Here is a 20,283-nt window from a genome sequence, read left to right as displayed (position 1 = left end):
TTCGAACCTGCGGAGCAGGGCGACGTCACTGACGGCGCCACCCTGCCCCACAGCAAGCCTTATTCGTCGTCGCCTTCGTCGTCGCCTTCTTCGCGGGCAGCTTCAGACGGCTGGAACTTCTCGCGCAGCTCGGCTTCGAGCTTGGCGGCGACGGTCGGGTTGTCGCGCAGGTAGCCACGGGCATTGTCCTTGCCCTGGCCGATACGCTCTTCGCCGTAGCTGTACCAAGCGCCGGCCTTCTCGACCAGCTTGGCATCCACGCCCATGTCGATCAGTTCGCCTTCGCGGCTGATGCCTTCGCCATACAGGATCTCGGTGATGACCTGCTTGAACGGCGGCGCCAGCTTGTTCTTGACGACCTTGATCTTGGTCTGGTTGCCGATGATCTCGTCGCCCTTCTTGATCGCGCCGATACGGCGGATATCCAGACGCACCGAGGCATAGAACTTCAGCGCGTTGCCGCCAGTGGTCACTTCCGGGCTCTGGCCCGGCATCATCACGCCGATCTTCATGCGCAGCTGGTTGATGAAGACCACCAGGGTGTTGGAGCGCTTGATGTTGCCGGTCAGCTTGCGCAGCGCCTGGCTCATCAGGCGGGCCTGCAGACCCGGCAGCTGGTCGCCCATCTCGCCTTCGATTTCGGCCTTCGGGGTCAGCGCGGCAACCGAGTCGACCACCAGGATGTCCACCGAGCCCGAACGGACCAGCATGTCGGCGATTTCCAGCGCCTGCTCGCCGGTGTCCGGCTGCGACAGCAGCAGGTCGTCCACGTTGACGCCCAGCTTGGCGGCGTAGATCGGATCCAGCGCATGCTCGGCGTCGATGAAGGCTGCAGTGCCGCCCAGCTTCTGGCACTCGGCGATGGCCTGCAGGGTCAAGGTGGTCTTGCCCGACGACTCCGGACCATAGATCTCAACGACACGGCCCTTCGGCAGGCCACCAATACCCAGCGCGATGTCGAGCATCAGCGAACCGGTCGGAATGGCTTCGACGGGTTCGACCACGCGGTCGCCCATGCGCATCACCGAGCCCTTGCCGAACTGCTTTTCGATCTGGCCCAGAGCTGCAGCGAGGGCGCGCTTCTTGTTCTCGTCCATCGGATTGGTCCTTGCAGAGGTCGTGTCGTTGGAGGTGCTGTCTTTGGGGGTCTTCTTCGCCATGGGTTCACTTTAAGTCGGACGTATCGCACAGGCTGAGATTCTGCCCGGCGCTCTGAAAAGAATTATCGGACATCCGTACCAACCTCAGTGGAACCAGAGAATCGCCACAAAAGACCGCGGGGTAATGCGCTATGGAACAGGTCAACGGTTGGGTCGTAACAGGCCGCAATAGAGGCCTTCGATCGAGAAGTCCTGGTCCGGCAGCACCTCGATCGGCTTGTAGTCGGGGTTGCGTGGCAGCAGGCGGATACGGTCCTTGGCGATCTTCAGCAGCTTGACGGTGATCTCGTCATCGATGCGGGCCACCACGATCTGCCCGGAATGGGCATCGCGGGTGCGGTGCACGCCGATCAGGTCACCGTCGAAGATGCCCTCGTCGATCATCGAATCGCCCTGCACCTTGAGCAGGTAATCCGGCGCCGGCGAGAAGAACACCCGGTCCAGCACCACGAAATCATCCGAGCCGATGTCGGCACCGATCGGCAGACCTGCTGCGACCCGGCCGAGCACCGGCAGGCGCAGAACGTTGTCGGGCAGGCCCGGCTCGGCCAGCTTCTCCAGCGGTGGCGCCTGCACCAGGCGGATGCCTCGGGCCTGGCCCGGAATGCGACGGATCGCACCGGCCTGCTCCAGGGCTTCCAGGTGGTACTGGGCCGCGCGGACGCCCTTGAAGCCGAATGCACGCGCGATTTCAGTCTGCGACGGCGGTGCGCCTTCGCTCTCGATACGCTCGGCGATCAACTGCAGGATCGCCTGCTGGGTGTCGGTCAGGTCCATGATTAGTAGTATTACTACTAACGCACGGGACTGCAAGTGCTGGTTGCGACACGGCGGGCTGCAGGACTGACGGGGAACGACCTATGGCGCCGAGCCATGCTCGGTGCCGTCGCCGGGCATGGCCCAGCTGGTAGGGGCAAAAGCAAGAGCAGCCGACCAGCGGTCGGCTCTACAGGAATCGCGCAGCGATTCCGCGGTTCCCGTTGGGAACCGCTGCGGCAAGCACACTAGGTGTGCTTGCCGCTTCTCCATATCGAAAACAGGATCCACACGCCGCAGAAGCCGGCGCCGATGAAACCGCATACGCCCAGCGCCAGCAGCCAGCGGCTGGAAACCCCGCCGACGCTGTGCATCACGATGGATGAGCCGATGATCAGAGCGGCGGTGACGATGCCCATCACCAGCCGGTTGGCGGCGCGGTTGACCTGTTCGCCGAAGCCCTGCAACGCCGTGGTTTCCACCTTCAGCTGCAGGCGCCCACGGCGTGCGGCCTGGACCAGCTTGCGCAGGTCACGGGGCAGTTCGCCGGCTAAATCAACCAGGCCCAGCAGGCTGCGCCGGCCACGCTTGAGCAGCGCCTTGGGCGCATAGCGCTGCAGCACCACCCGCTCCAGGAACGGGCGCGCGGCGCTGGCCATGTCGAAATCCGGGTCCAGCTGCCGGCCCATGCCTTCCAGGGTCAGGAACGCCTTGATCATCAGCGCCAGGTCGGCCGGCAGGGTCAGGCTGTAGCTGCGCAGCAGCTGGGTGATGTCGCCCAGCATCAGGCCGATGCGCAGGTCCTTCAGTGGCACGCCCCGGTACTGGTCGACGAACTGGCTGATGTCGTGCTGCAGCCGGTTTTCGTCCACTTCCACGCCGCCGGCCCAGTCCAGCAGCACGTCGGCCACGCCCTGCGGGTCCTGCTCGACCAGCCCGTGCAGCAGCTGCGCGACCTGGAAACGACGCACTTCGGACAGCGCACCGACCATGCCGAAATCGATCACGCCGATGCGGCCGTCGCGCAGGTAGATGATGTTTCCCGGATGCGGATCGGCGTGGAAGCTGCCGTCCTCCAGCACCATCTTCAGCACGATGTCGGCACCACGCCGCGCCAGTTCGCGCCGGTCCAGCCCTGCGGCGTCGACGCCGGCCAGGTCGCGGCCGGGAATGCCATCAACGAAGTCCTGCACATTCAGGCTTTCGCAGGTCCACTGCCAATGCACGCTGGGAATCAGGATATCGTCGCGGCCTTTGAAGTTGCGCGCGATGCGCTCGGCATTGCGGCATTCGGCGGCGAAATCCAGCTCGCGGCGCAGCGACACGGTGAACTGCTGCACAACCTCGGCCGGGCGGTAACGACGCAGATCGGGAAGGCGCGCCTCGACGATCTCGGCCAGGCGCGCCAGCAGCCGCAGGTCGGCCTCGACCACGTCACGGATACCAGGCCGGCGCACTTTCAGCACCACCTCCCGGCCGTCCTGCAGGCGCGCGCGATGGGCCTGCGCCAGTGAAGCCGCAGCCATGGGCGTTTCATCGAGGAAGGCGAACACGTCCTGCGGCGACGCACCGAGGTCGGACTCGAGCTGCTCGCGGATGTCCGCATACGGCAAGGCCGGCACCGCGTTCTGCAGTTCGGACAGCTCGGCGATCCATTCCGGCGGCAGCAGGTCGACGCGCGTCGCCAGCACCTGGCCAAGCTTGACGAAGGTTGGGCCGAGATCCTGCATGGCGCTGCGCACGCGCACCGGTGCGGTCATCCGCAGCAGTTCCTGGCGCTCTTCGTTCCAGTGCAGCAGGCGCCCTGCCCGCTCCAGCACCGTGGCCAGGCCGATGCGCCGCACCACATCGCCGAAGCCATAGCGGATCAGGACGACGGCAATTTCCTGCAGTCGGCCCAGGTCACGGACCGTGCCCAGCGTTTCCCACATCATGCGTGCTCCGGACGATTACCGGAGCAGCATGTCACAGCTGGGCGTCGATACCGCGCAATGCCGCGGACACGGTTTGCCGGCGGATGGCTTCGCGGTCGCCATCGAACTGGAACAACTCGGCGCGGGCGTAACCTCCACGGCGCTTCCAGCCGATCCAGACGCTGCCGACCGGCTTGTCAGGGCTACCGCCACCAGGGCCAGCGATACCCGTCACCGCCACGGCGATGCCGGCGCCGGAATTGACCAGCGCACCGGACACCATCTCCAACACGGTTTCGCGGCTGACCGCACCAAACTGCTCCAGGGTCTGCGCGCGCACGCCGAGCAGGCGCTGCTTGGCCTCGTAGCTGTAGACCACCATGCCACAGTCGAAGAACGCCGAGGAACCGGCGATGTCGGTCATGCACTTGGCGATCCAGCCGCCACTGCAGCTCTCGGCGGTCACCAGCTGCAGCGAGACCTGCTGCAGGCGCTGCCCGAGCGCGGCGGACAGGGCATTGAGTTCAGCGTCGGTTGGAATGGACATCGGCATGACGGTGGGGTGAAGAACCTGCACGTTGTACCGCAGATGACGGCCGCGTGTCGCGGGCCGCCGTGACGGCAGCCGCCAGGCAGGGCCCGGCGCTACCTCACCACTCCGGCAGCTTTTCCGGCAGCAGCGCCCGGATCGGCGCGCCGTCCGCACTGGCCGCCAGCTTCTCGGCTTCGGCGATCGGCAGGTCGACCTGCAGCAGCCAGCCGTCTTCATCGGTCTGCTCGCTGCGGATCACTTCCAGCTGGTGCAGGCGCGCACGCAGGCGGCCGGCATCCGGCGGCAGGCGCAGCTCACCGGTCACGTGCTGCAGGCCAAGGCGCTTGCCCAGCACGCTCTGCAGCAGTTCCAGGCCCAGTCCATCGCGTGCGGAAATCCACACCCGCTCGCGGCGCGACTCGTCGGGAACGCCGTCCTGGCCATCGTGGCGGACGTCTGCACCGTCGATGCGGTCGATCTTGTTGAACACCAGCAGCTGCGGCAGATCGCCGGCACCGACCGCGGTCAGTACCTCGTCGACCTGGGCGATGCGCTCCTCGCGGTGCGGATCGGCGGCATCAACCACGTGCAGCAGGAAGTCGGCCTCGCGCGCCTCGGACAGAGTCGAGCGGAACGCGGCGACCAGATCATGCGGCAGATCACGGACGAAGCCGACGGTGTCGGCCAGCACCACGTTGCCGCCCGGCACCGCGATGCGGCGCACGGTCGGGTCCAGCGTGGCGAACAGCTGGTCGGCGGCATAGGCCTCAGCGCCGGTCATGGCGTTGAACAGGGTCGACTTGCCGGCGTTGGTGTAACCCACCAGGGCCACGCGCGGCAGCTCGCTGCGCACACGCGCACGGCGCATCTGGGTGCGCTGCACCTCCACCTTTTCCAACCGCTTCTGCAGCTGCTCCACCCGCTTCTGGAGCAGGCGGCGGTCGGTTTCCAGCTGGGTTTCACCCGGGCCACGCAGGCCGATCGAACCACCGCGCTGGCGCTCCAGGTGGGTCCAGCCGCGCACCAGCCGCGTGGCCAGGTGACGCAGCTGTGCCAGCTCAACCTGCAGCTTGCCCTCGTGGCTGTGCGCACGCTGGGCGAAGATGTCCAGGATCAGGCCGGTACGGTCGATCACCCGGCGCTCGAGGAAACGTTCCAGGTTGCGCTCCTGGCCCGGGCTCAACGCATGGTTGACCAGAATCAGGTCGGCACCGCTGGCGTCGGCCGCGGCCTTGATCTCGTCCAGCTTGCCGCTGCCGATCAGGGTCGATGGATTCGGACGGTCCAGGCGTGCGGTGATCGTCGCGGCGATGCTGGCCCCAGCCGAGCGGGCCAGATCACCGAATTCTTCCAGCACATCGTCTTCCAGCTTGCCGAAATGCGGCTGGATCAAGAGGGCGTGTTCGCCCTTTTTCGAGCGGTCAAACATTCACCGCTCCAGTCTTACTCGTCTGCTTCATCACCCGCCTGACCACCTTCACCCGACTGCACATAGCCACCACCCGGTCCGACCTTCACGTTGCGTGCCGGTACCACCGTGGAAATGGCGTGCTTGTAGACCATCTGGCTGACCGTGTTGCGCAGCAGGACCACAAACTGGTCGAACGACTCGATCGTGCCCTGCAGCTTGATACCGTTGACCAGGTACACCGAAACCGGCACGCGCTCGCGCCGCAGTGCGTTCAAGAAAGGATCCTGCAGCGATTGTCCCTTGGACATTGCACACTCCTGATTATTGTTCTTATTGGGTTGCCGACGGTTGCCGCGGCCCCCGAGCCGCCCACCGACCGATGATGTTACACGGCTGGCGGGGGTTCAGCGTGCGACGAAGGTCGACACCGCGCCGGCAAGGCGCTCCCGGTCGATATGGGGGTCGAACCAGCGCGCATCAAGTTCACCGCGCAGCCAGGTCAGCTGGCGCTTGGCCAGCTGCCGGGTGGCGAAGATCGCCTTGTCACGGAAGCGGGCGGCATCGCCCTGCCCGTCCAGGTACTCCCAAGCCTGGCGATAGCCGACCGCGCGCACAGCCGGCAGGTCCAGTGGCGCCTCCGCGGCGGCCAATTCCGGCATCGCGCGCAGCGCCCGCACCTCGTCAAGGAAACCCTGCGCCAGCATGGCGTCGAAGCGCGCCTCGATGCGCTGGTGCAGTACCGCGCGGTCACGCGGGGCCAGGACCAGCTTGAGCGTGCGCACCGGCAACGGCGCCACGCCCGGCCGGCGCTGCCACTCCGTGATGGGGGTACCGGTCAGGCGATAGACCTCCAGCGCCCGCTGGATGCGCTGCGGGTCGGTGGCATGGATGCGTGCGGCGGCCGCCGGATCAACCTTGGCCAGTTCCGCATGCAGTGCCGCCCAGCCGCGTTCGGCGGCTTCGGCGCTGAGCGCTTCGCGCGTCGCCGGATCGGCCTCCGGCATCGGCGACAGGCCCTGCAACAAGGCGCGGAAGTACAACCCGGTGCCGCCGGCCAGGATCGGCATCTTGCCGCGCGCCAGGATGTCGGACACGACGCGACCGGCATCGGCCGCGAACTCGGCCGCCGAATAGGTCTGCCAGGGATCGCGCAGATCCAGCAGGTGGTGCGGCGCCTGCGCACGCTCGGCCGCATCGGGCTTGGCCGAGCCGATGTCCAGGTGGCGATAGACCAGTGCCGAATCGACGCTCACGATCTCGCCATCCAGCTGCCGGGCCAGGGCGATCGCAGTCGCGGTCTTGCCACTGGCGGTCGGTCCCATCACGGCGATCGCCAGCGGCCGCTGGTCGATCCCCATCAGTCTTCGTCCGGCCAGCGGATCGTCGGCGTGGCGTCGGCGCGCGGCGTCGGTACGGCCTCCACTGCCTGCCAGATCTTCAGTGCGTCGACCGTGGCGGCCACGTCATGCACGCGCACGATACCCGCACCTCGCTGAACTGCGATCAGGTGCGCGGCAACCGAAGCAGCCACTCGCTCAGACGGCGTGTCGCGACCGGTCAGTTCACCCAGGCTGCGCTTGCGCGACAGGCCAGCCAGCATCGGCACGCCCAGTTCCAGGAAGCGCTCCGAACGCGCCAGCAGGGTCATGTTGTGGGCGGTGGTCTTGCCAAAGCCGAAGCCGAGGTCGATCAGCAGGTTTTTCTTCTCGATGCCCGCCATCTCGGCAGCGAACAGGCGCTGCACCAGGAAACCGTGCACCTCGGCGACCACGTCGTCGTAATGCGGATCGGCCTGCATGTGGCCCGGCTCGCCCTGCATGTGCATCAGCACCACCGGCACGCCGGCCTCGGCAGCCGCGTCCAATGCGCCTTCCTGGCGCAGGCCGAAGATGTCGTTGATCATGCCGGCGCCGGCCGCCACTGCCGCCCGCATCACGTCGGGCTTGAAGGTGTCGATGCTGATCGGCACCTGGGTTCGGGCAGCCAACTGCTCGATCACCGGAATCACCCGGCGCAGCTCCTCCTCCACCGATACCGGCGCAGCGCCCGGCCGGGTCGATTCGCCGCCGATGTCCAGCAGGTCCGCGCCCTCCTCGACCAGCTTGAGGCCATGTGCGACCGCGGCCTCGGTGGTGTCGTGCGCGCCGCCATCGGAGAACGAGTCCGGGGTGACGTTGACGATGCCCATGACCCGGGCACGGTCGAGGCGCAGAATGCGGCCGGCGCAATCGAGCTGGGGCGAGGTATCGAACATGGGCAATCCTGCAGGGACAACGGCGGGTAGTTTAGTTCGGCAGGGCGGCGCCCTGCACCCGCAGAGGCAACGGCCACAGCAAGAGCCCAAGCAACAGCAGAAGCTGGTTTCCTGAGGGTAGCCGGGGTGGGTCCGGTTGCGGGAGACGCCGTAAACCCATCCATGGGGGCTTGGCCGCGGCTTGCTCGTGTGCGCTGTCCTGCGCACACGGCAAGACCAGGGTTGCGCGTCCTGCCCAACCCGCCCGAGGCATGCCTCGGGCCCATGCCGCGGACACTCCCGCAACCGGACCCACCCCGCCTTCGACAGATTTCTGCGATCTTTCGGAGCAGCTCTTGGGGTCAGATCCGTTTTCCTGCGGAAAACGGATCTGACCCCATTCTTGTACATCGATATCTGACAGATGTGTCGACCAAGGTCGACACCTACCAACAGCTCCCGAAATCTGTCAGAGGTGGGGCGGTGTCGGAGTGCGGGGTGTCAGCCGCATGGATGCGGCTGCCAAGCCTACAGGGACGTACTCGCGGCGTCCCCGCACTCCGACCCCGCCCCGCCATCCCACGGAATGTAGCTGTAGCTGTTGCTGTTGCTCCGGCTCGTAGCAGGTGCAGGGCGCAGCCCTGCCGATACCCATCAACGGCGGCGGCGCTTGCGGTCCACGTACAGGGTCTTGGCGATGCTCAGCACGATGCCGACACCGATACCCACCACGCAGCCCAGCAACAGGTTGTCGGCACCAAGGCCTACACCCACGCCGACCACGGTGGCGATGATCATCTCGACGGTGTGGGAAATCGGTTCGGGCTTCGGGGTGGACATGCGGGCTCCAGCATCAGAACGGTTCTTCGGGATGGGCCAGTGGCCCGGAAACAACGAGGCCGGGTTGCCCCGGCCTCGTCTGGTATTACCTGCAGCGGGCCTTCAGTGCGACTCGGCCGGGCCTGCGATCGGCGGCAGCGGACGGGCGTCGCCACCCTTGTCGTTGCCACCATCCTTGTTCGACTTGTTCCAGCCGGCCGGCGGCGGCGGATCGCGGCCTTCCATGATGGCGTCGATCTGCGGCGCATCGATGGTTTCGTACTGCAGCAGCAGCTGGGACATCGCGTGCAGCTTGTCCAGGTTGGCCGTCATCAGCTCGGTGGTGCGTGCGTAAGCCTCGTCGAGGATGTTGCGCACTTCCTCGTCGATGCGGCGCGCGGTGTCGTTGGACACGCTCTTGTGCTGGGTGACCGAACGGCCCAGGAACACCTCATCGTCCTCTTCGCCATAGGCGATCGGGCCGAGCTGGTCGGACAGGCCCCACTTGGTGACCATGTTGCGGGCCATCTTGGTGGCACGTTCGATGTCGTTGGAGGCACCCGTGGTGACTTTGTCGGCACCGAAGATCAGCTCCTCGGCCACGCGGCCACCGTACAGCGAGCACAGCTGCGACTTGATCGCCACGCGGTTCATCGAGTACTTGTCGCCTTCCGGCAGGTACATGGTCACACCCAGCGCACGGCCGCGCGGGATGATGGTGACCTTGTAGACCGGATCGTGCTCGGGCACCAGACGACCGACGATGGCGTGACCGGCCTCGTGGTACGCGGTGAGGGTCTTCTCCTCCTCGCTCATGGCCATCGAACGACGCTCGGCACCCATCAGGATCTTGTCGCGGGCACGATCGAAGTGGTCCATGCGGACCTCCTTCTCGTTGCCACGGGCGGCGAACAGGGCGGCCTCGTTGCAGAGGTTGGCCAGGTCGGCACCGGAGAAACCCGGGGTACCACGTGCGATCACCATCGGCACGACGTCGTCAGCCAGCGGCAGCTTGCGCATGTGCACCTTGAGGATGTGCTCGCGGCCCTTTACGTCCGGCAGGCCAACCACCACCTGGCGGTCGAAACGGCCCGGACGCAGCAGCGCCGGATCCAGCACGTCCGGACGGTTGGTCGCGGCGATCACGATCACGCCTTCGCCACCCTCGAAACCATCCATCTCGACCAGCAGCTGGTTCAGGGTCTGCTCGCGCTCGTCATGACCGCCGCCCAGGCCGGCACCACGGTGACGGCCGACGGCGTCGATTTCATCAATGAAGATGATGCACGGCGCGTGCTTCTTGGCCTGCTCGAACATGTCGCGCACACGGCTGGCGCCGACGCCGACGAACATTTCCACGAAGTCCGAACCGGAGATCGAGAAGAACGGCACCTTGGCTTCGCCGGCGATGGCCTTGGCCAGCAGCGTCTTGCCGGTACCCGGCGGGCCCACCATCAGCACGCCACGCGGAATCTTGCCGCCCAGCTTGGTGAACTTGGACGGGTCGCGCAGGAAGTCGACCAGCTCGCCCACTTCTTCCTTGGCCTCGTCGCAGCCAGCGACGTCGGCGAAGGTGACCTTGATCTGGTCTTCGCCCTGCAGCTTGGCGCGCGACTTGCCGAAGGACATCGCGCCCTTGGCACCGCCGCCACCGCCCTGCATCTGGCGCATAATGAACAACCAGAAGCCGATGATCAGGATGACCGGCAGGAAATTCATCAGGATCGCGCCGAGGGAGATGCCGCTGGACGGCTCTTCCTGCACGATTTCCACGTTCTTGGTGCGCAGCACGTTGATCAGGTCACGATCGAACGGTGCGGTGATGGTGGCCGACTGGCCGCCACGGGTGGTGTAGGTCAGCTGGCTGGTGCCGCCGCGCATGTCGCCGCCGAAGGCGACCTTCTGCACGTTGCCGCTGTCCACCTGGTCCAGGAACTGCGAATACGACGCGCCCTGCGCCCCAGCCCCGGAGGTCTTGGGCGAGAAGCTCTGGAAGACCACCATCAGCACGACGGCGACGACCACCCATAGCAGGAGGTTCTTGGTCAAGTCGTTCATCCTCATTGGCTCCGGTGTTCCTCTTAGTGCTGGCGTTGCGTTGGGGTCGAACTTGCGTACGTTGCGAGCTTACTTCATGTGGGCGCGTTTTCCCTGACCCAAGGCATACACCTCGGGAGAGCGCTTGCGCGACGCTTCCGGCTTGCGGATGGAGACCTTGTCGTACCGGCGGCGCATGTCACGCACGTAGTCGTCAAAGCCTTCGCCCTGGAACAGCTTGATCAGGAACGCCCCACCGGTCTTCAGGTGGTTGTCGGCAAAATCCAGGGCCAGCTCCGCCAGGTGCATCATCCGCGGCTGGTCGACCGCGCCTACACCACTCTTATTGGGGGCCATGTCCGACAGCACAAGGTCTACCGGCTGATCACCGAGCATGGCTTCAAACTGCGATAGGACGGTTTCTTCCCTGAAGTCACCGTGAAGGAACTCCACGCCGGCCAGCGGCGGCATGTCCAGGATGTCCAGGGCCAGCACACGGCCAGTATCGCCGATCTGTCTCCGAACCTGCTGAGACCAACCGCCCGGGGCCGCGCCAAGGTCGACCACGACCATGTGCGGCTTCAGCAGCCGGTCACGTTCGAGCAGCTCTTCAAGCTTGTAGGCGGCGCGCGAGCGCATGCCTTCGGCCTGCGCCTTCTTCACGAAGGGGTCGGAGAAATGTTCCTTGAGCCAGCGCTGGCTGCTTTTGCTGCGGGTAGCCATTGAAAATAGGGGCTGATGGGGTCCTCATGATACCCTGATCGCCCCATTCAACCGTGTTTTCCTGCATGTTCATCGCCCTGACCGCTTCCCAGACCCGTTTCCTGCGCGGCCAAGCCCACGACCTGAAGGCGCTGCTGCAGACCGGCGGCAAGGGCGTGACCCCGGCCTTCATCGCTGAGCTGAATGAAGTGCTGGAGCGCCACGAGCTGGTCAAGGTGAAGGTCGCTGCCGAAGACCGCGACGCCCGTGACGTGATGATCGGCGAGATCGTCGAAGCCACCGAGAGCGCGTTGGTGCAGCGCATCGGCCACGTCGCCGTGCTGTATCGCCCGAGCAAGGAACAGCGCCAGATCGTGCTGCCGCGCGGCTGATCGCCTTACTGCCATGCAGCTGAACCACGAACCGCCCGATTACGCCTACAGCCTGCGCGCCGCCGATGGCCGCTCGGCCAAGGTGAATGACCAGGTCCTGGGCAGCAGTTTCTTCCTGACTCCGGACCAGCTGGTCGCGCAGTGGCCGGTGGCACGTGCCGCCGAGCTGCAGCTGGCCGACCTGGAGCCGATCCTGGCACTGAATCCGGCACTGATCGTGCTGGGCACCGGCGACCGCCAGGTGTTCCCGCCGGCGGTGGTGATGGCTGCATGCCTGAGCCGTGGCATCGGTCTGGAAGTGATGAACAACCCGGCCGCCGCGCGCACCTTCAACATCCTGGCCGGCGAAGGCCGTAAGGTCGCTGCCGCCTTCATTCTGGAAGGCTGAGGAACAGAGCCGCCAGGCATCGCCCGGCGCTACCTTGGATCACACGTAGCCTGTAGCGCCCGAGCCCATGCTCGGGCGGCGTCGCTTCGCGGCGGAAAGGCGCCGGGCATGGCCCGGCGCCATCAACGTCAACGCGTCGGCAGGTACTGCTGCGGGTCGACCGGCTTGCCGTTGTAGCGGGTGCGCCGACGGCGTTTGCGGCCCATGGGCCGCGCCGACGGCAAACGCCCGGCGTGCTACGCCGGGCCGGGGATCCGCCCAGATGGCGAATCGACGATCAACGCGCCGGCAGGTACTGCTGCGGGTCGACCGGCTTGCCGTTGTAGCGGATCTCGAAGTGGACCATGTCGCGGTTCGCGCCGGTACGGCCCATCTCCGCGATCTGCTCGCCAGCCTTCACGCTCTGCCCTTCATTCACCAGGCGCTTGCGGTTATGACCGTACGCCGACAGCCACTGGTCGCTGTGCTTGATGATGATCAGCTCGCCGTAGCCGACCAGGCCCGCACCGGAATACACCACCACGCCATTGGCGGTGGCCTTGACTGCCTGGCCGCTGGTGCCCGCGATGTCCACGCCCTGCTTGGTCGCATCACCCGCCACGTAGCGGCCCACGACGGCGCCATCGGCCGGCCAGCGCCAAGCGATGTTGCTCTTCACCGGACCGGCCGGCGCCGTGGTCGGCGCGGCACTGCCTGCGGTGCTGCCGCCGGAGCGCGGCGGGGTCACCACCGTGGTCGGTGCGCGGCCGCCGCTGGCACCGGCCGGATACAGGCGGATCACCTGCCCCGGATGGATCGATGAGGGATTGTCCAGGCTGTTCCAGGCAATCAGGTCAGCCGGGGTGATGTCGTGGATGCGGGCCAGCGCATAGATGGTGTCACCCTTGCGAACGACCACGGTCTGGCCCGGCTTGGGCACCGAGGTCTTCGGCGTGGTCACGCCGCCACCGGTGCTGCCCCCACCAGGACGAACCACGGTAGCGGTGCCGCAGGCGGCCAGGGTGGAAACCAGCAACGCCAGCGCGCCGATGCGCACTCCCTTGCTCAGACGATCAGGATTCATGCGAACTTCGACCTCCATACAAGCCAGGCGATCAGCACCACCACCAACGCGGTGGCGATCCAGCCCAGCGGTTCAATCCAGCGACGCAGCGCCGCTTCGGCACGCGCACCACCGATACGGATGACCGCAGCCAGCACGAACACGCGCTTGCCACGACCGATCAGCATGCTCAACAGGTACTGCGGCATCGGTACGCCGACGATACCCGATGCCCACGTGAAGACCTTCATCGGGATCGGCATGAAGCCGCCCAGCACCAGGAAGGTGAACACCGCCCACGGCGACTCGGCCATCTTGGCCTGCACGGTGGTGATGCCCTGCTCGATCGCCGGCAGCATGCCCAGTGCCTCGAACAGTGGCTTGATCGCCTCGAAGGCGAAATGACCCAACGCGTAGCCGACCACCGCACCGACCATTGAACCGGCCAGGCTGAGAGTCGCGAACCACCAGCCGCGCTTGGGCTGGGCCACGCACATCGGCGCCAGCATCACTTCCGGCATCACCGGGAAAATGATCGCCTCGAAGAAACTCAATACCGTGAGGTAGGTCGGCGCGCGTTCGTGCGCCGCCCACTTCATCGCCCGCTCGTACAGCGGCCCGAAAATCTTCATGCAACCCTGCTCCGTGGATTAGTCCAGCATGCCAGACAGCAGCGGTACGAAGGTGACCGGCGCCAGCACGTGTTGTTCGATGCTGCCGTCGGCCTTGCGGTCCAACTGCACCAGCGACTGCGCACTGGGGCCGCCGACCGGGGCCACCAGGCGGCCGCCTTCGGCGAGCTGCTCGATCAGTACATCGACCAGCGCTGGCGCCGCTGCGGTGACCACGATGGCATCGAACGGACCGTGCTCGGCCCAACCGACGCGGCCGTCATCATGCTTGGTACGGATGTTCATGCCCAACGCACGAAAACGCTTGCGCGCCTGGCGCAGCAGGTCTCCGATGCGCTCGACGGTGTACACCTCCAGACCCAGTGCACCGAGCACCGCGGCCTGGTAGCCCGAACCGGTACCCACTTCCAGCACCCGCTTCGGTGCCACCTGCAGGACAGCCTCGGTCATCCGAGCGACCACCCAGGGTTGCGAAATGGTCTGGCCATGGCCGATAGGCAGTGCGGTGTCTTCGTAGGCCCGTGACGCCAGCGCCTCATCGATGAAAAGATGGCGCGGCACCACCCTGATCGCATTCAAGGTTGATTCGTCGACGATGCCCGCTTCACGCAGGCGATCGACCAGGCGGTCACGCACACGTTGCGAGGTCATGCCGATGCCGACAGCTTCCGGTTGCAGGCGCAGGCGCGGGCTCATGCCGGCTGGTCCAGCGCAGCACTGAGGCCGCCGACCCAGCTGGCCACCTTCTCCAGTGCCTGGTAGCGGGTCAGGTCGACCTGGATCGGCGTGATCGAGATGTGGCCGGTGCGCACCGCATGGAAATCGGTGCCGGGGCCGGAGTCCTGCTCGCGGCCAGCTGGCCCGATCCAGTACACATCATTGCCGCGCGGGTCTTTCTGCGCGATGCAGCCTTCGGCGCGATGGCGGTTGCCGAGGCGGGTGACCTCGAAGCCCTTGACCTCGTTCCACGGCAGATCCGGCACGTTGACGTTGAGGATGGTGTCGGCGGGCAGCGGGTCGGCCTTGAGGCGGGCAACGATCTCGACTGCGGCACGCGCGGCGGTCTCGAAGTGCTTCGGATCGTGATTGCGGCTGACCAGCGAGACCGCTACTGCCGGCAAGCCGAGGAAGCGACCTTCCATCGCCGCCGAGACGGTTCCGGAATAGATCACGTCGTCGCCGAGGTTGGCAGCGTTGTTGATGCCGGACACGACAATGTCAGGTTCGAATTCAAGCAGGCCGGTCAGCGCCAGATGCACGCAATCGGTCGGCGTGCCGGCTACAGAGACGGTGTAGTGGTCGATGCGCTTGAGGCGGATCGGCAGGTCCAGGGTCAGGGAGTTGCTGGCGCCGGAGCGGTCGCGGTCAGGTGCGACCACCGTCACTTCGTGACCGGCTTCGCGCAGGACCGAGGCAAGCATCCGGATGCCTGCGGCGTCGACACCATCGTCATTGCTGACCAGGATTCGCATCTTCGATTTAACCGCTTGATTTTCCAAGAATTCGATTCCATCACCGTGCAGTGTGGGCGGGACCGTCGCGCTTCCCTGCGGAAGCCGTCGACCCTGCAAGGGCATCGTCTATTGTGCCGCATGCGAGCCGCCGGTCCTACCCTGCCGGCGGTCACGGCCGACTTCGAATCGTCATAGGCAGGCTCACGCCGGCGGTTTACCCTGTGCGCATGTCGCACCCTGAAGATGAAGATCCGGCCGCATTGTTCCGTGCAGCCATCGGCGAAGTGACGCCGCTGCGCAAGGATGCCGAGCCGGCGCCCGCCGCGCCGCGGCCGAAACCGCGCGCGCGCATGGCCGAGCGTGACGAGGCGGAAGCCGCTGGCGAGTTCGCCCGGCTGCTGCGCGACAGTACACCGCTGGAAGCCGGCGACGTGGCCAGCTATCGACGCGACAACCTGCCGCCGCGGGTGTTCCAGCGCCTCAAGCGTGGCCAGTACTCGGTGCAGGACGAGCTGGACCTGCATGGTGCAACCGCAGCGCAGGCAGAAGCGTTGCTGCGCCAGTTCCTGCTGGAAGCGCATGCGCACGAATACGGCTGCGTGCGCATCATCCACGGCAAGGGCCTGCAGTCCGATGGCGGTGCGCCGGTACTGAAAAACCTGGTCGATCGCCTGCTGCGGCTGCGCAACGACGTGCTGGCGTTTCATTCGGCGCCGACCGGACAAGGCGGCACCGGCGCGATGCTGGTGCTGCTGGCACGGCGTTGACGAATCCGGCGGCGACCGGCCCGGTAGAAGTCGACTGTTAGTCGACTGCTCTCTGCAGCAGCACGCCGAAACCCCGCGATGCGCGCGATAGTCGACTAACAGTCGACTCTACCCCCGCCCGCCTGCTCAGGCCTGCGAGGCGTCTTCGACCGGGCCGAGCTCGTGCAGCACGGCAGTGGCATAACAGCCCGGCGGCAGTGCGAACGACAGTTCCAGCACGTCATCCGCCAGCCACTGGTGCTGCAGCAACGCTGGACGCAGGCGCAGTGCGCGGCGCTCCTGCTTCAGGCGCGCGTCTTCCAGACCGGCACGCAGCGCCTTGGATTCGTCGTCATCCAGCGTCGCCAGCTCCAGCGCGCGTGCCGCTTCGGTGCTGCGCAGTTCACCCTCGCCCCACAGCGGTGCGCTGGGGTGGATATCGAAGCGCGCCAGGCGCTCGGCCAGTACATCGGTGTACGGCTCGGGGCCGAACACGCTGCGGCTGCCATCGAGCATCCACACTTCGCCATCCAGCGGCTGGTCCCAGTTGCCCTGCTCCACGCGCGCGGCCAGCACGCGGTTGAACAGCGCCGAGCGGGCCGCCGACAGCAGCAGTGAACGCTGGTCCTTTCGCATGCGGCGGCCACCGAACATCGCCAGCGCCGCCGGCACGTTGCCACCGTCGCGGCCAAAACGCTGCTCGCCGAACCAGTTCGGCAGGCCCCGCTCTGCGATCTGCTGCAGGCGCTCACTGATCGCGGCGGCATCACCCTGCACGTCGCGCAGCACCAGCTTGAAACGGTTGCCGGCCAGTGCACCGCGCTGCAGCTTGCGGTTGTGCCAGGTGGATTCGATCACTTCGATTTCATCACTGGCCAGCGATGCCAGGTCAGGCGCCACGCGCTTGGGCAGGTGCACGCTGAAGCGCTGGGTGGTGACCGCGTGCCGATCCTTCATGCCGGCGTAGCTCACCGCCATTTCCGGCAGGCCAGCCCATGCGGCCAGCAGCTTGGCCACGTGCACGGTGTTGGCACCGCGCTTGCGGATGTGCAGCAGCAGGTGCTCACCTTCGCCGGTGGCCTCGAAGGCCGGCAGTTCATCAACCTGGAAATCTTCCGGCGTAGTGCGGATGCGTGCGCTCAGCAGCGGCGCGCCGAACGCGAGCGGCAGCGGAATCATGCCGCCACCAGCAGCACCACCGCCTGCGCAGCGATGCCTTCGCCACGGCCGGTGAAGCCCAGCTTCTCCGAGGTGGTGGCCTTGACGCTGACCGCGTCCAGCGGCAGCTGCAGCAGTTCGCCGATGCGTTCGCGCATGGCCAACGCGTGCGGGCCGACCTTCGGCCGCTCGCAGATCACGGTGATGTCGGTGTTGCCGACGCGCCAGCCGCGCTCGCGCAGCAGGCTGTCGCAGTGGCGCACGAAATCGCTGCTGTCGGCACCCTTCCAGCGGTCGTCGCTGGGCGGGAAATGCTGGCCGATGTCCCCCAGCGCGATCGCACCCAGCATGGCATCGCACAGCGCATGCAGGATCACGTCGCCATCGCTGTGTGCGAGCACGCCGCAGCTGTGCGGCACGTTCACTCCGCCGAGCATGATGTGGTCGCCTTCACCGAAGGCATGGACGTCGTAGCCCTGGCCAATGCGGACGGGCGGGAACGGTGCGGTGCTCATGGATACAGCCCTTGCAGCAGGGCCGCGCGGGCGATCAGCCGGCGCGGCGGGAAAGTACGAATTCAAACCGGTCCAGATCGGCCGGGGTGGTGACCTTGAAGTTGTCCTCGCTGCCTTCGACCAACAGCGGGCGCTGGCCCTGGCGTTCCATGGCCATGGCCTCGTCGGTGACTTCCACACCGGCGGCAGCGGCTTCGGACAGCGCGCGACTGAGCTGGTGGCGGCGGAACAGCTGCGGCGTCAATGCGCGCCACAGACGCTCGCGCGGCTCGGTACCATCGATGCCACCATCGTCGCCAGCGCGCTTGAGGGTGTCACGCACCGGTGCCGCGAGAATCGCGCCGACCGGGTCGGCACGACCGACTTCGAGCAGGCGGCCGAGATCGGCCGGCGACAGGTTCGGGCGCGCCGCGTCGTGGACCAGCACGAATTCATCGGCGCGCACCGTCTCCGGCAGCGCCTGCAATCCGGCCAGCACAGAGGCCGCACGGGTAGCGCCACCGATACAGGTCAGCACCGGCTTGCCGGCCCATTCGCTCCAGCCCGGCCAGTCGGCATCGTCCGGGCCGATCACCACCATCGCTCCGGCCACCGCCGGATGCGCCAGCAGTGCATCCAGGGTGTGGGCGAGCAGGATCTGCCCACCCGCCTGCAGGTACTGCTTGGGCAAGGGCGCACCGAAACGGGCGCCACGACCGGCGGCCGGAACCACCACCCAGATCGCCGCGCTCATGGCACGTCCGCCGGATGATCGCCCGCCTGCGCGCTGACACCCGTCGCGGGCTGTACCGGATGGACCGGTGCATCCTCGACCACGCGGTAGAACTTCTCGCCAGGCTTGATCATGCCCAGTTCGCTGCGCGCGCGCTCTTCGATGGCGGACTGGCCTTCCTTGAGGTCCTTCACTTCGGCAGCCAGCGCGTCATTGCGCTGCTGCAGGCCCTCATTGTCACGCTCCTGGTTGGTGACCTGGGCTTCGAGCATCATGACTTCACCCGAATTGCCCGGACCAAACCAGAAGCGATACTGCAGCCAGCCCAGCAACAGGGCCAGCAACAGCAGCATCCAGCGCCAGTCGCGCATCGGATCAGCGCTTCAGCGAAACGAACGCGTCACGACCGGCGTAACGCGCGCCGGCGCCGAGAGCTTCCTCGATGCGCAGCAGCTGGTTGTACTTGGCCACGCGATCGCTGCGGCACAGCGAGCCGGTCTTGATCTGGGTGGCGGTGGTGGCCACCGAGATATCGGCAATGGTGGTGTCTTCGGTTTCGCCCGAGCGGTGAGAGACGACGGCGGCATAGCCGGCGCGGTCGGCCATCGCGATCGCTTCCAGGGTCTCGCTGAGCGTACCGATCTGGTTGACCTTGATCAGGATCGCGTTGGCGGTGCCCGAGTCGATGCCTTCCTGGAAGATCTTCGGGTTGGTCACGAACAGGTCGTCACCCACCAGCTGCACCTTCTTGCCGATGCGATCGGTCAGCAGCTTCCAGCCGGCCCAGTCGTTCTCGGCCAGGCCGTCTTCGATGGTGATGATCGGGTACTGCGCGGCCCAGTCGGCGAGGAAGTCGACGAACTGCTCGGAGGTCAGGCGCTTGTTCTCGCCGACCAGGTTGTACTTGCCGTTCTCGAAGAATTCGCTGGAGGCCACGTCCAGGCCCAGCAGCACATCTTCACCGGCGGTGTAGCCGGCCTTGCCGATCGCTTCGAGGATGGTGTCCAGCGCCTCGACGTTGCTGCGGAAGTCCGGCGCGAAGCCGCCTTCGTCGCCAACCGCCGTGCTCAGACCGTGGCCCTTCAGCACCGACTTCAGTGAATGGAAGATTTCGGTGCCGGCGCGCAGGGCTTCGGAGAACGAGGTGAAGCCGACCGGCAGCACCATGAATTCCTGGAAGTCGACGTTGTTGTCGGCATGTGCGCCGCCGTTGATGATGTTCATCATCGGCACCGGCAGCGACGGGGTCACGCCAGTCCTGGCGGCCAGGTACTGCCACAGCGCCTGCTTGCTCGATGCAGCGGCGGCATGCGCGGCGGCCATCGAAACACCCAGCAGCGCGTTGGCGCCGAGGCGGCCCTTGTTCTCGGTGCCGTCGAGGTCGATCAGGCGACGGTCGAGGCCTTCCTGGTCGGAGGCTTCAAAGCCCTTCAGCGCGTTGGCGATGGTGGTGTTGACGTTGTCGACCGCCTTGCGCACGCCCTTGCCCAGGTAACGGGTCTTGTCGCCGTCGCGCAGCTCCACCGCTTCCTTGGTGCCGGTGGAGGCACCGGAGGGAACTGCGGCACGACCGAACGAACCGTCCTCCAGGGTGACTTCGGCTTCCAGCGTGGGGTTGCCACGGCTGTCGAGGATTTCACGGGCATGGATGCTGCGGATCGTACTCATGGTCGGGCCGGTT

The 20,283-nt window shown here is 66.3% G+C and carries 23 protein-coding genes; 3 read left to right on the top strand and 20 right to left on the bottom strand.

What is annotated here, in order from left to right; translation table 11 throughout:
* Window positions 1-59: 59 nt before the first annotated feature.
* The 11 genes from recA to rlmE all read right to left on the bottom strand — a co-directional run bounded on the left by recA (window position 60) and on the right by rlmE (window position 11,584).
* A complete protein-coding gene (gene recA / locus ACZK2G_RS08050) occupies window positions 60-1,097 on the bottom strand; it encodes a recombinase RecA (protein WP_012510666.1) in 1,038 nt (345 codons plus the stop codon).
* A gap of 204 nt (window positions 1,098-1,301) precedes the next feature.
* Window positions 1,302-1,937, bottom strand: coding sequence for a transcriptional repressor LexA (lexA, locus tag ACZK2G_RS08045; RefSeq protein ID WP_012510665.1), 636 nt, complete (start codon window positions 1,935-1,937; stop codon window positions 1,302-1,304).
* Between the two features lie 227 nt (window positions 1,938-2,164).
* Window positions 2,165-3,847: a 2-polyprenylphenol 6-hydroxylase gene (gene ubiB, locus ACZK2G_RS08040; protein ID WP_478475567.1), complete on the bottom strand. Its 1,683-nt coding sequence runs from the start codon at window positions 3,845-3,847 to the stop codon at window positions 2,165-2,167.
* A gap of 34 nt (window positions 3,848-3,881) precedes the next feature.
* On the bottom strand, window positions 3,882-4,376 hold the full coding sequence (locus ACZK2G_RS08035; RefSeq protein WP_136638582.1) for a CinA family protein: 495 nt from the start codon (window positions 4,374-4,376) through the stop codon (window positions 3,882-3,884).
* 103 nt (window positions 4,377-4,479) lie between these two features.
* Entirely contained in the window at window positions 4,480-5,790 is a 1,311-nt protein-coding gene (hflX, locus tag ACZK2G_RS08030) for a ribosome rescue GTPase HflX (protein ID WP_136638583.1), read from the bottom strand.
* A 14-nt stretch (window positions 5,791-5,804) separates the two neighbouring features.
* Window positions 5,805-6,080 (bottom strand): RNA chaperone Hfq, encoded by a 276-nt coding sequence (hfq, locus tag ACZK2G_RS08025; protein WP_004152891.1) that lies wholly within the window; start codon window positions 6,078-6,080, stop codon window positions 5,805-5,807.
* 96 nt (window positions 6,081-6,176) lie between these two features.
* A complete protein-coding gene (miaA, locus tag ACZK2G_RS08020) occupies window positions 6,177-7,130 on the bottom strand; it encodes a tRNA (adenosine(37)-N6)-dimethylallyltransferase MiaA (protein WP_337301955.1) in 954 nt (317 codons plus the stop codon).
* Window positions 7,130-8,026 carry a dihydropteroate synthase gene (gene folP, locus ACZK2G_RS08015; protein WP_136638585.1) on the bottom strand — a complete coding sequence of 299 codons (897 nt, stop codon included), beginning with the start codon at window positions 8,024-8,026 and terminating at the stop codon, window positions 7,130-7,132. The genes miaA and folP overlap by 1 nt, the downstream gene beginning before the upstream one ends.
* Window positions 8,027-8,659: 633 nt before the next feature.
* Window positions 8,660-8,845 (bottom strand): hypothetical protein, encoded by a 186-nt coding sequence (locus ACZK2G_RS08010; RefSeq protein WP_065722299.1) that lies wholly within the window; start codon window positions 8,843-8,845, stop codon window positions 8,660-8,662.
* A gap of 102 nt (window positions 8,846-8,947) precedes the next feature.
* Window positions 8,948-10,882 carry an ATP-dependent zinc metalloprotease FtsH gene (gene ftsH / locus ACZK2G_RS08005; RefSeq protein WP_169050334.1) on the bottom strand — a complete coding sequence of 645 codons (1,935 nt, stop codon included), beginning with the start codon at window positions 10,880-10,882 and terminating at the stop codon, window positions 8,948-8,950.
* Window positions 10,883-10,951: 69 nt separating this feature from the next.
* Entirely contained in the window at window positions 10,952-11,584 is a 633-nt protein-coding gene (gene rlmE, locus ACZK2G_RS08000; RefSeq protein WP_004152870.1) for a 23S rRNA (uridine(2552)-2'-O)-methyltransferase RlmE, read from the bottom strand.
* A gap of 65 nt (window positions 11,585-11,649) precedes the next feature.
* Here rlmE and yhbY point away from each other — a divergent pair, with 65 nt between their 5' ends.
* Complete coding sequence (yhbY, locus tag ACZK2G_RS07995; protein WP_478475140.1) at window positions 11,650-11,955, top strand: ribosome assembly RNA-binding protein YhbY; 306 nt, start codon at window positions 11,650-11,652, stop codon at window positions 11,953-11,955.
* 13 nt (window positions 11,956-11,968) lie between these two features.
* A complete protein-coding gene (locus ACZK2G_RS07990; protein ID WP_253079824.1) occupies window positions 11,969-12,343 on the top strand; it encodes an Mth938-like domain-containing protein in 375 nt (124 codons plus the stop codon).
* A gap of 277 nt (window positions 12,344-12,620) precedes the next feature.
* Here ACZK2G_RS07990 and ACZK2G_RS07985 read toward each other — a convergent pair whose 3' ends face one another.
* Genes ACZK2G_RS07985 through surE form a run of 4 tightly spaced genes read right to left on the bottom strand, consistent with a single transcriptional unit; the run spans window position 12,621 to window position 15,489 of the window.
* Complete coding sequence (locus tag ACZK2G_RS07985; RefSeq protein ID WP_136638588.1) at window positions 12,621-13,406, bottom strand: peptidoglycan DD-metalloendopeptidase family protein; 786 nt, start codon at window positions 13,404-13,406, stop codon at window positions 12,621-12,623.
* Complete coding sequence (locus ACZK2G_RS07980; RefSeq protein ID WP_004152860.1) at window positions 13,403-14,017, bottom strand: YqaA family protein; 615 nt, start codon at window positions 14,015-14,017, stop codon at window positions 13,403-13,405. The genes ACZK2G_RS07985 and ACZK2G_RS07980 overlap by 4 nt, the downstream gene beginning before the upstream one ends.
* An 18-nt stretch (window positions 14,018-14,035) precedes the next feature.
* Entirely contained in the window at window positions 14,036-14,713 is a 678-nt protein-coding gene (locus tag ACZK2G_RS07975; RefSeq protein ID WP_046984418.1) for a protein-L-isoaspartate(D-aspartate) O-methyltransferase, read from the bottom strand.
* Complete coding sequence (gene surE, locus ACZK2G_RS07970; protein WP_478475137.1) at window positions 14,710-15,489, bottom strand: 5'/3'-nucleotidase SurE; 780 nt, start codon at window positions 15,487-15,489, stop codon at window positions 14,710-14,712. The genes ACZK2G_RS07975 and surE overlap by 4 nt, the downstream gene beginning before the upstream one ends.
* A gap of 209 nt (window positions 15,490-15,698) precedes the next feature.
* On the opposite strand from surE, the gene ACZK2G_RS07965 reads away from it, so the two are divergent.
* Window positions 15,699-16,238: a Smr/MutS family protein gene (locus ACZK2G_RS07965; RefSeq protein WP_046984417.1), complete on the top strand. Its 540-nt coding sequence runs from the start codon at window positions 15,699-15,701 to the stop codon at window positions 16,236-16,238.
* 126 nt (window positions 16,239-16,364) lie between these two features.
* On the opposite strand, the gene truD is transcribed toward ACZK2G_RS07965, so the two are convergent.
* From truD to eno, 5 genes are read right to left on the bottom strand one after another with little or no spacing between them, the layout of a single operon-like run.
* Window positions 16,365-17,396, bottom strand: a complete 1,032-nt coding sequence (gene truD / locus ACZK2G_RS07960; RefSeq protein WP_253078634.1) for a tRNA pseudouridine(13) synthase TruD — start codon at window positions 17,394-17,396, stop codon at window positions 16,365-16,367.
* Window positions 17,393-17,890 carry a 2-C-methyl-D-erythritol 2,4-cyclodiphosphate synthase gene (gene ispF / locus ACZK2G_RS07955; RefSeq protein WP_065722302.1) on the bottom strand — a complete coding sequence of 166 codons (498 nt, stop codon included), beginning with the start codon at window positions 17,888-17,890 and terminating at the stop codon, window positions 17,393-17,395. Before ispF ends, truD begins: the two co-directional genes overlap by 4 nt.
* Window positions 17,891-17,924: 34 nt before the next feature.
* Window positions 17,925-18,623: a 2-C-methyl-D-erythritol 4-phosphate cytidylyltransferase gene (gene ispD, locus ACZK2G_RS07950; RefSeq protein WP_046984414.1), complete on the bottom strand. Its 699-nt coding sequence runs from the start codon at window positions 18,621-18,623 to the stop codon at window positions 17,925-17,927.
* Window positions 18,620-18,973 carry a cell division protein FtsB gene (gene ftsB, locus ACZK2G_RS07945; RefSeq protein WP_136638592.1) on the bottom strand — a complete coding sequence of 118 codons (354 nt, stop codon included), beginning with the start codon at window positions 18,971-18,973 and terminating at the stop codon, window positions 18,620-18,622. Before ftsB ends, ispD begins: the two co-directional genes overlap by 4 nt.
* A 4-nt stretch (window positions 18,974-18,977) precedes the next feature.
* Window positions 18,978-20,270, bottom strand: a complete 1,293-nt coding sequence (gene eno, locus ACZK2G_RS07940) for a phosphopyruvate hydratase (protein ID WP_136638593.1) — start codon at window positions 20,268-20,270, stop codon at window positions 18,978-18,980.
* Window positions 20,271-20,283: the final 13 nt, after the last annotated feature.

This window comes from Stenotrophomonas sp. 107298_Sma, from assembly GCF_056480345.1.
Note: the sequence above shows the minus strand (reverse complement) of the source record. Positions and strands in the feature narration are given on the sequence as shown.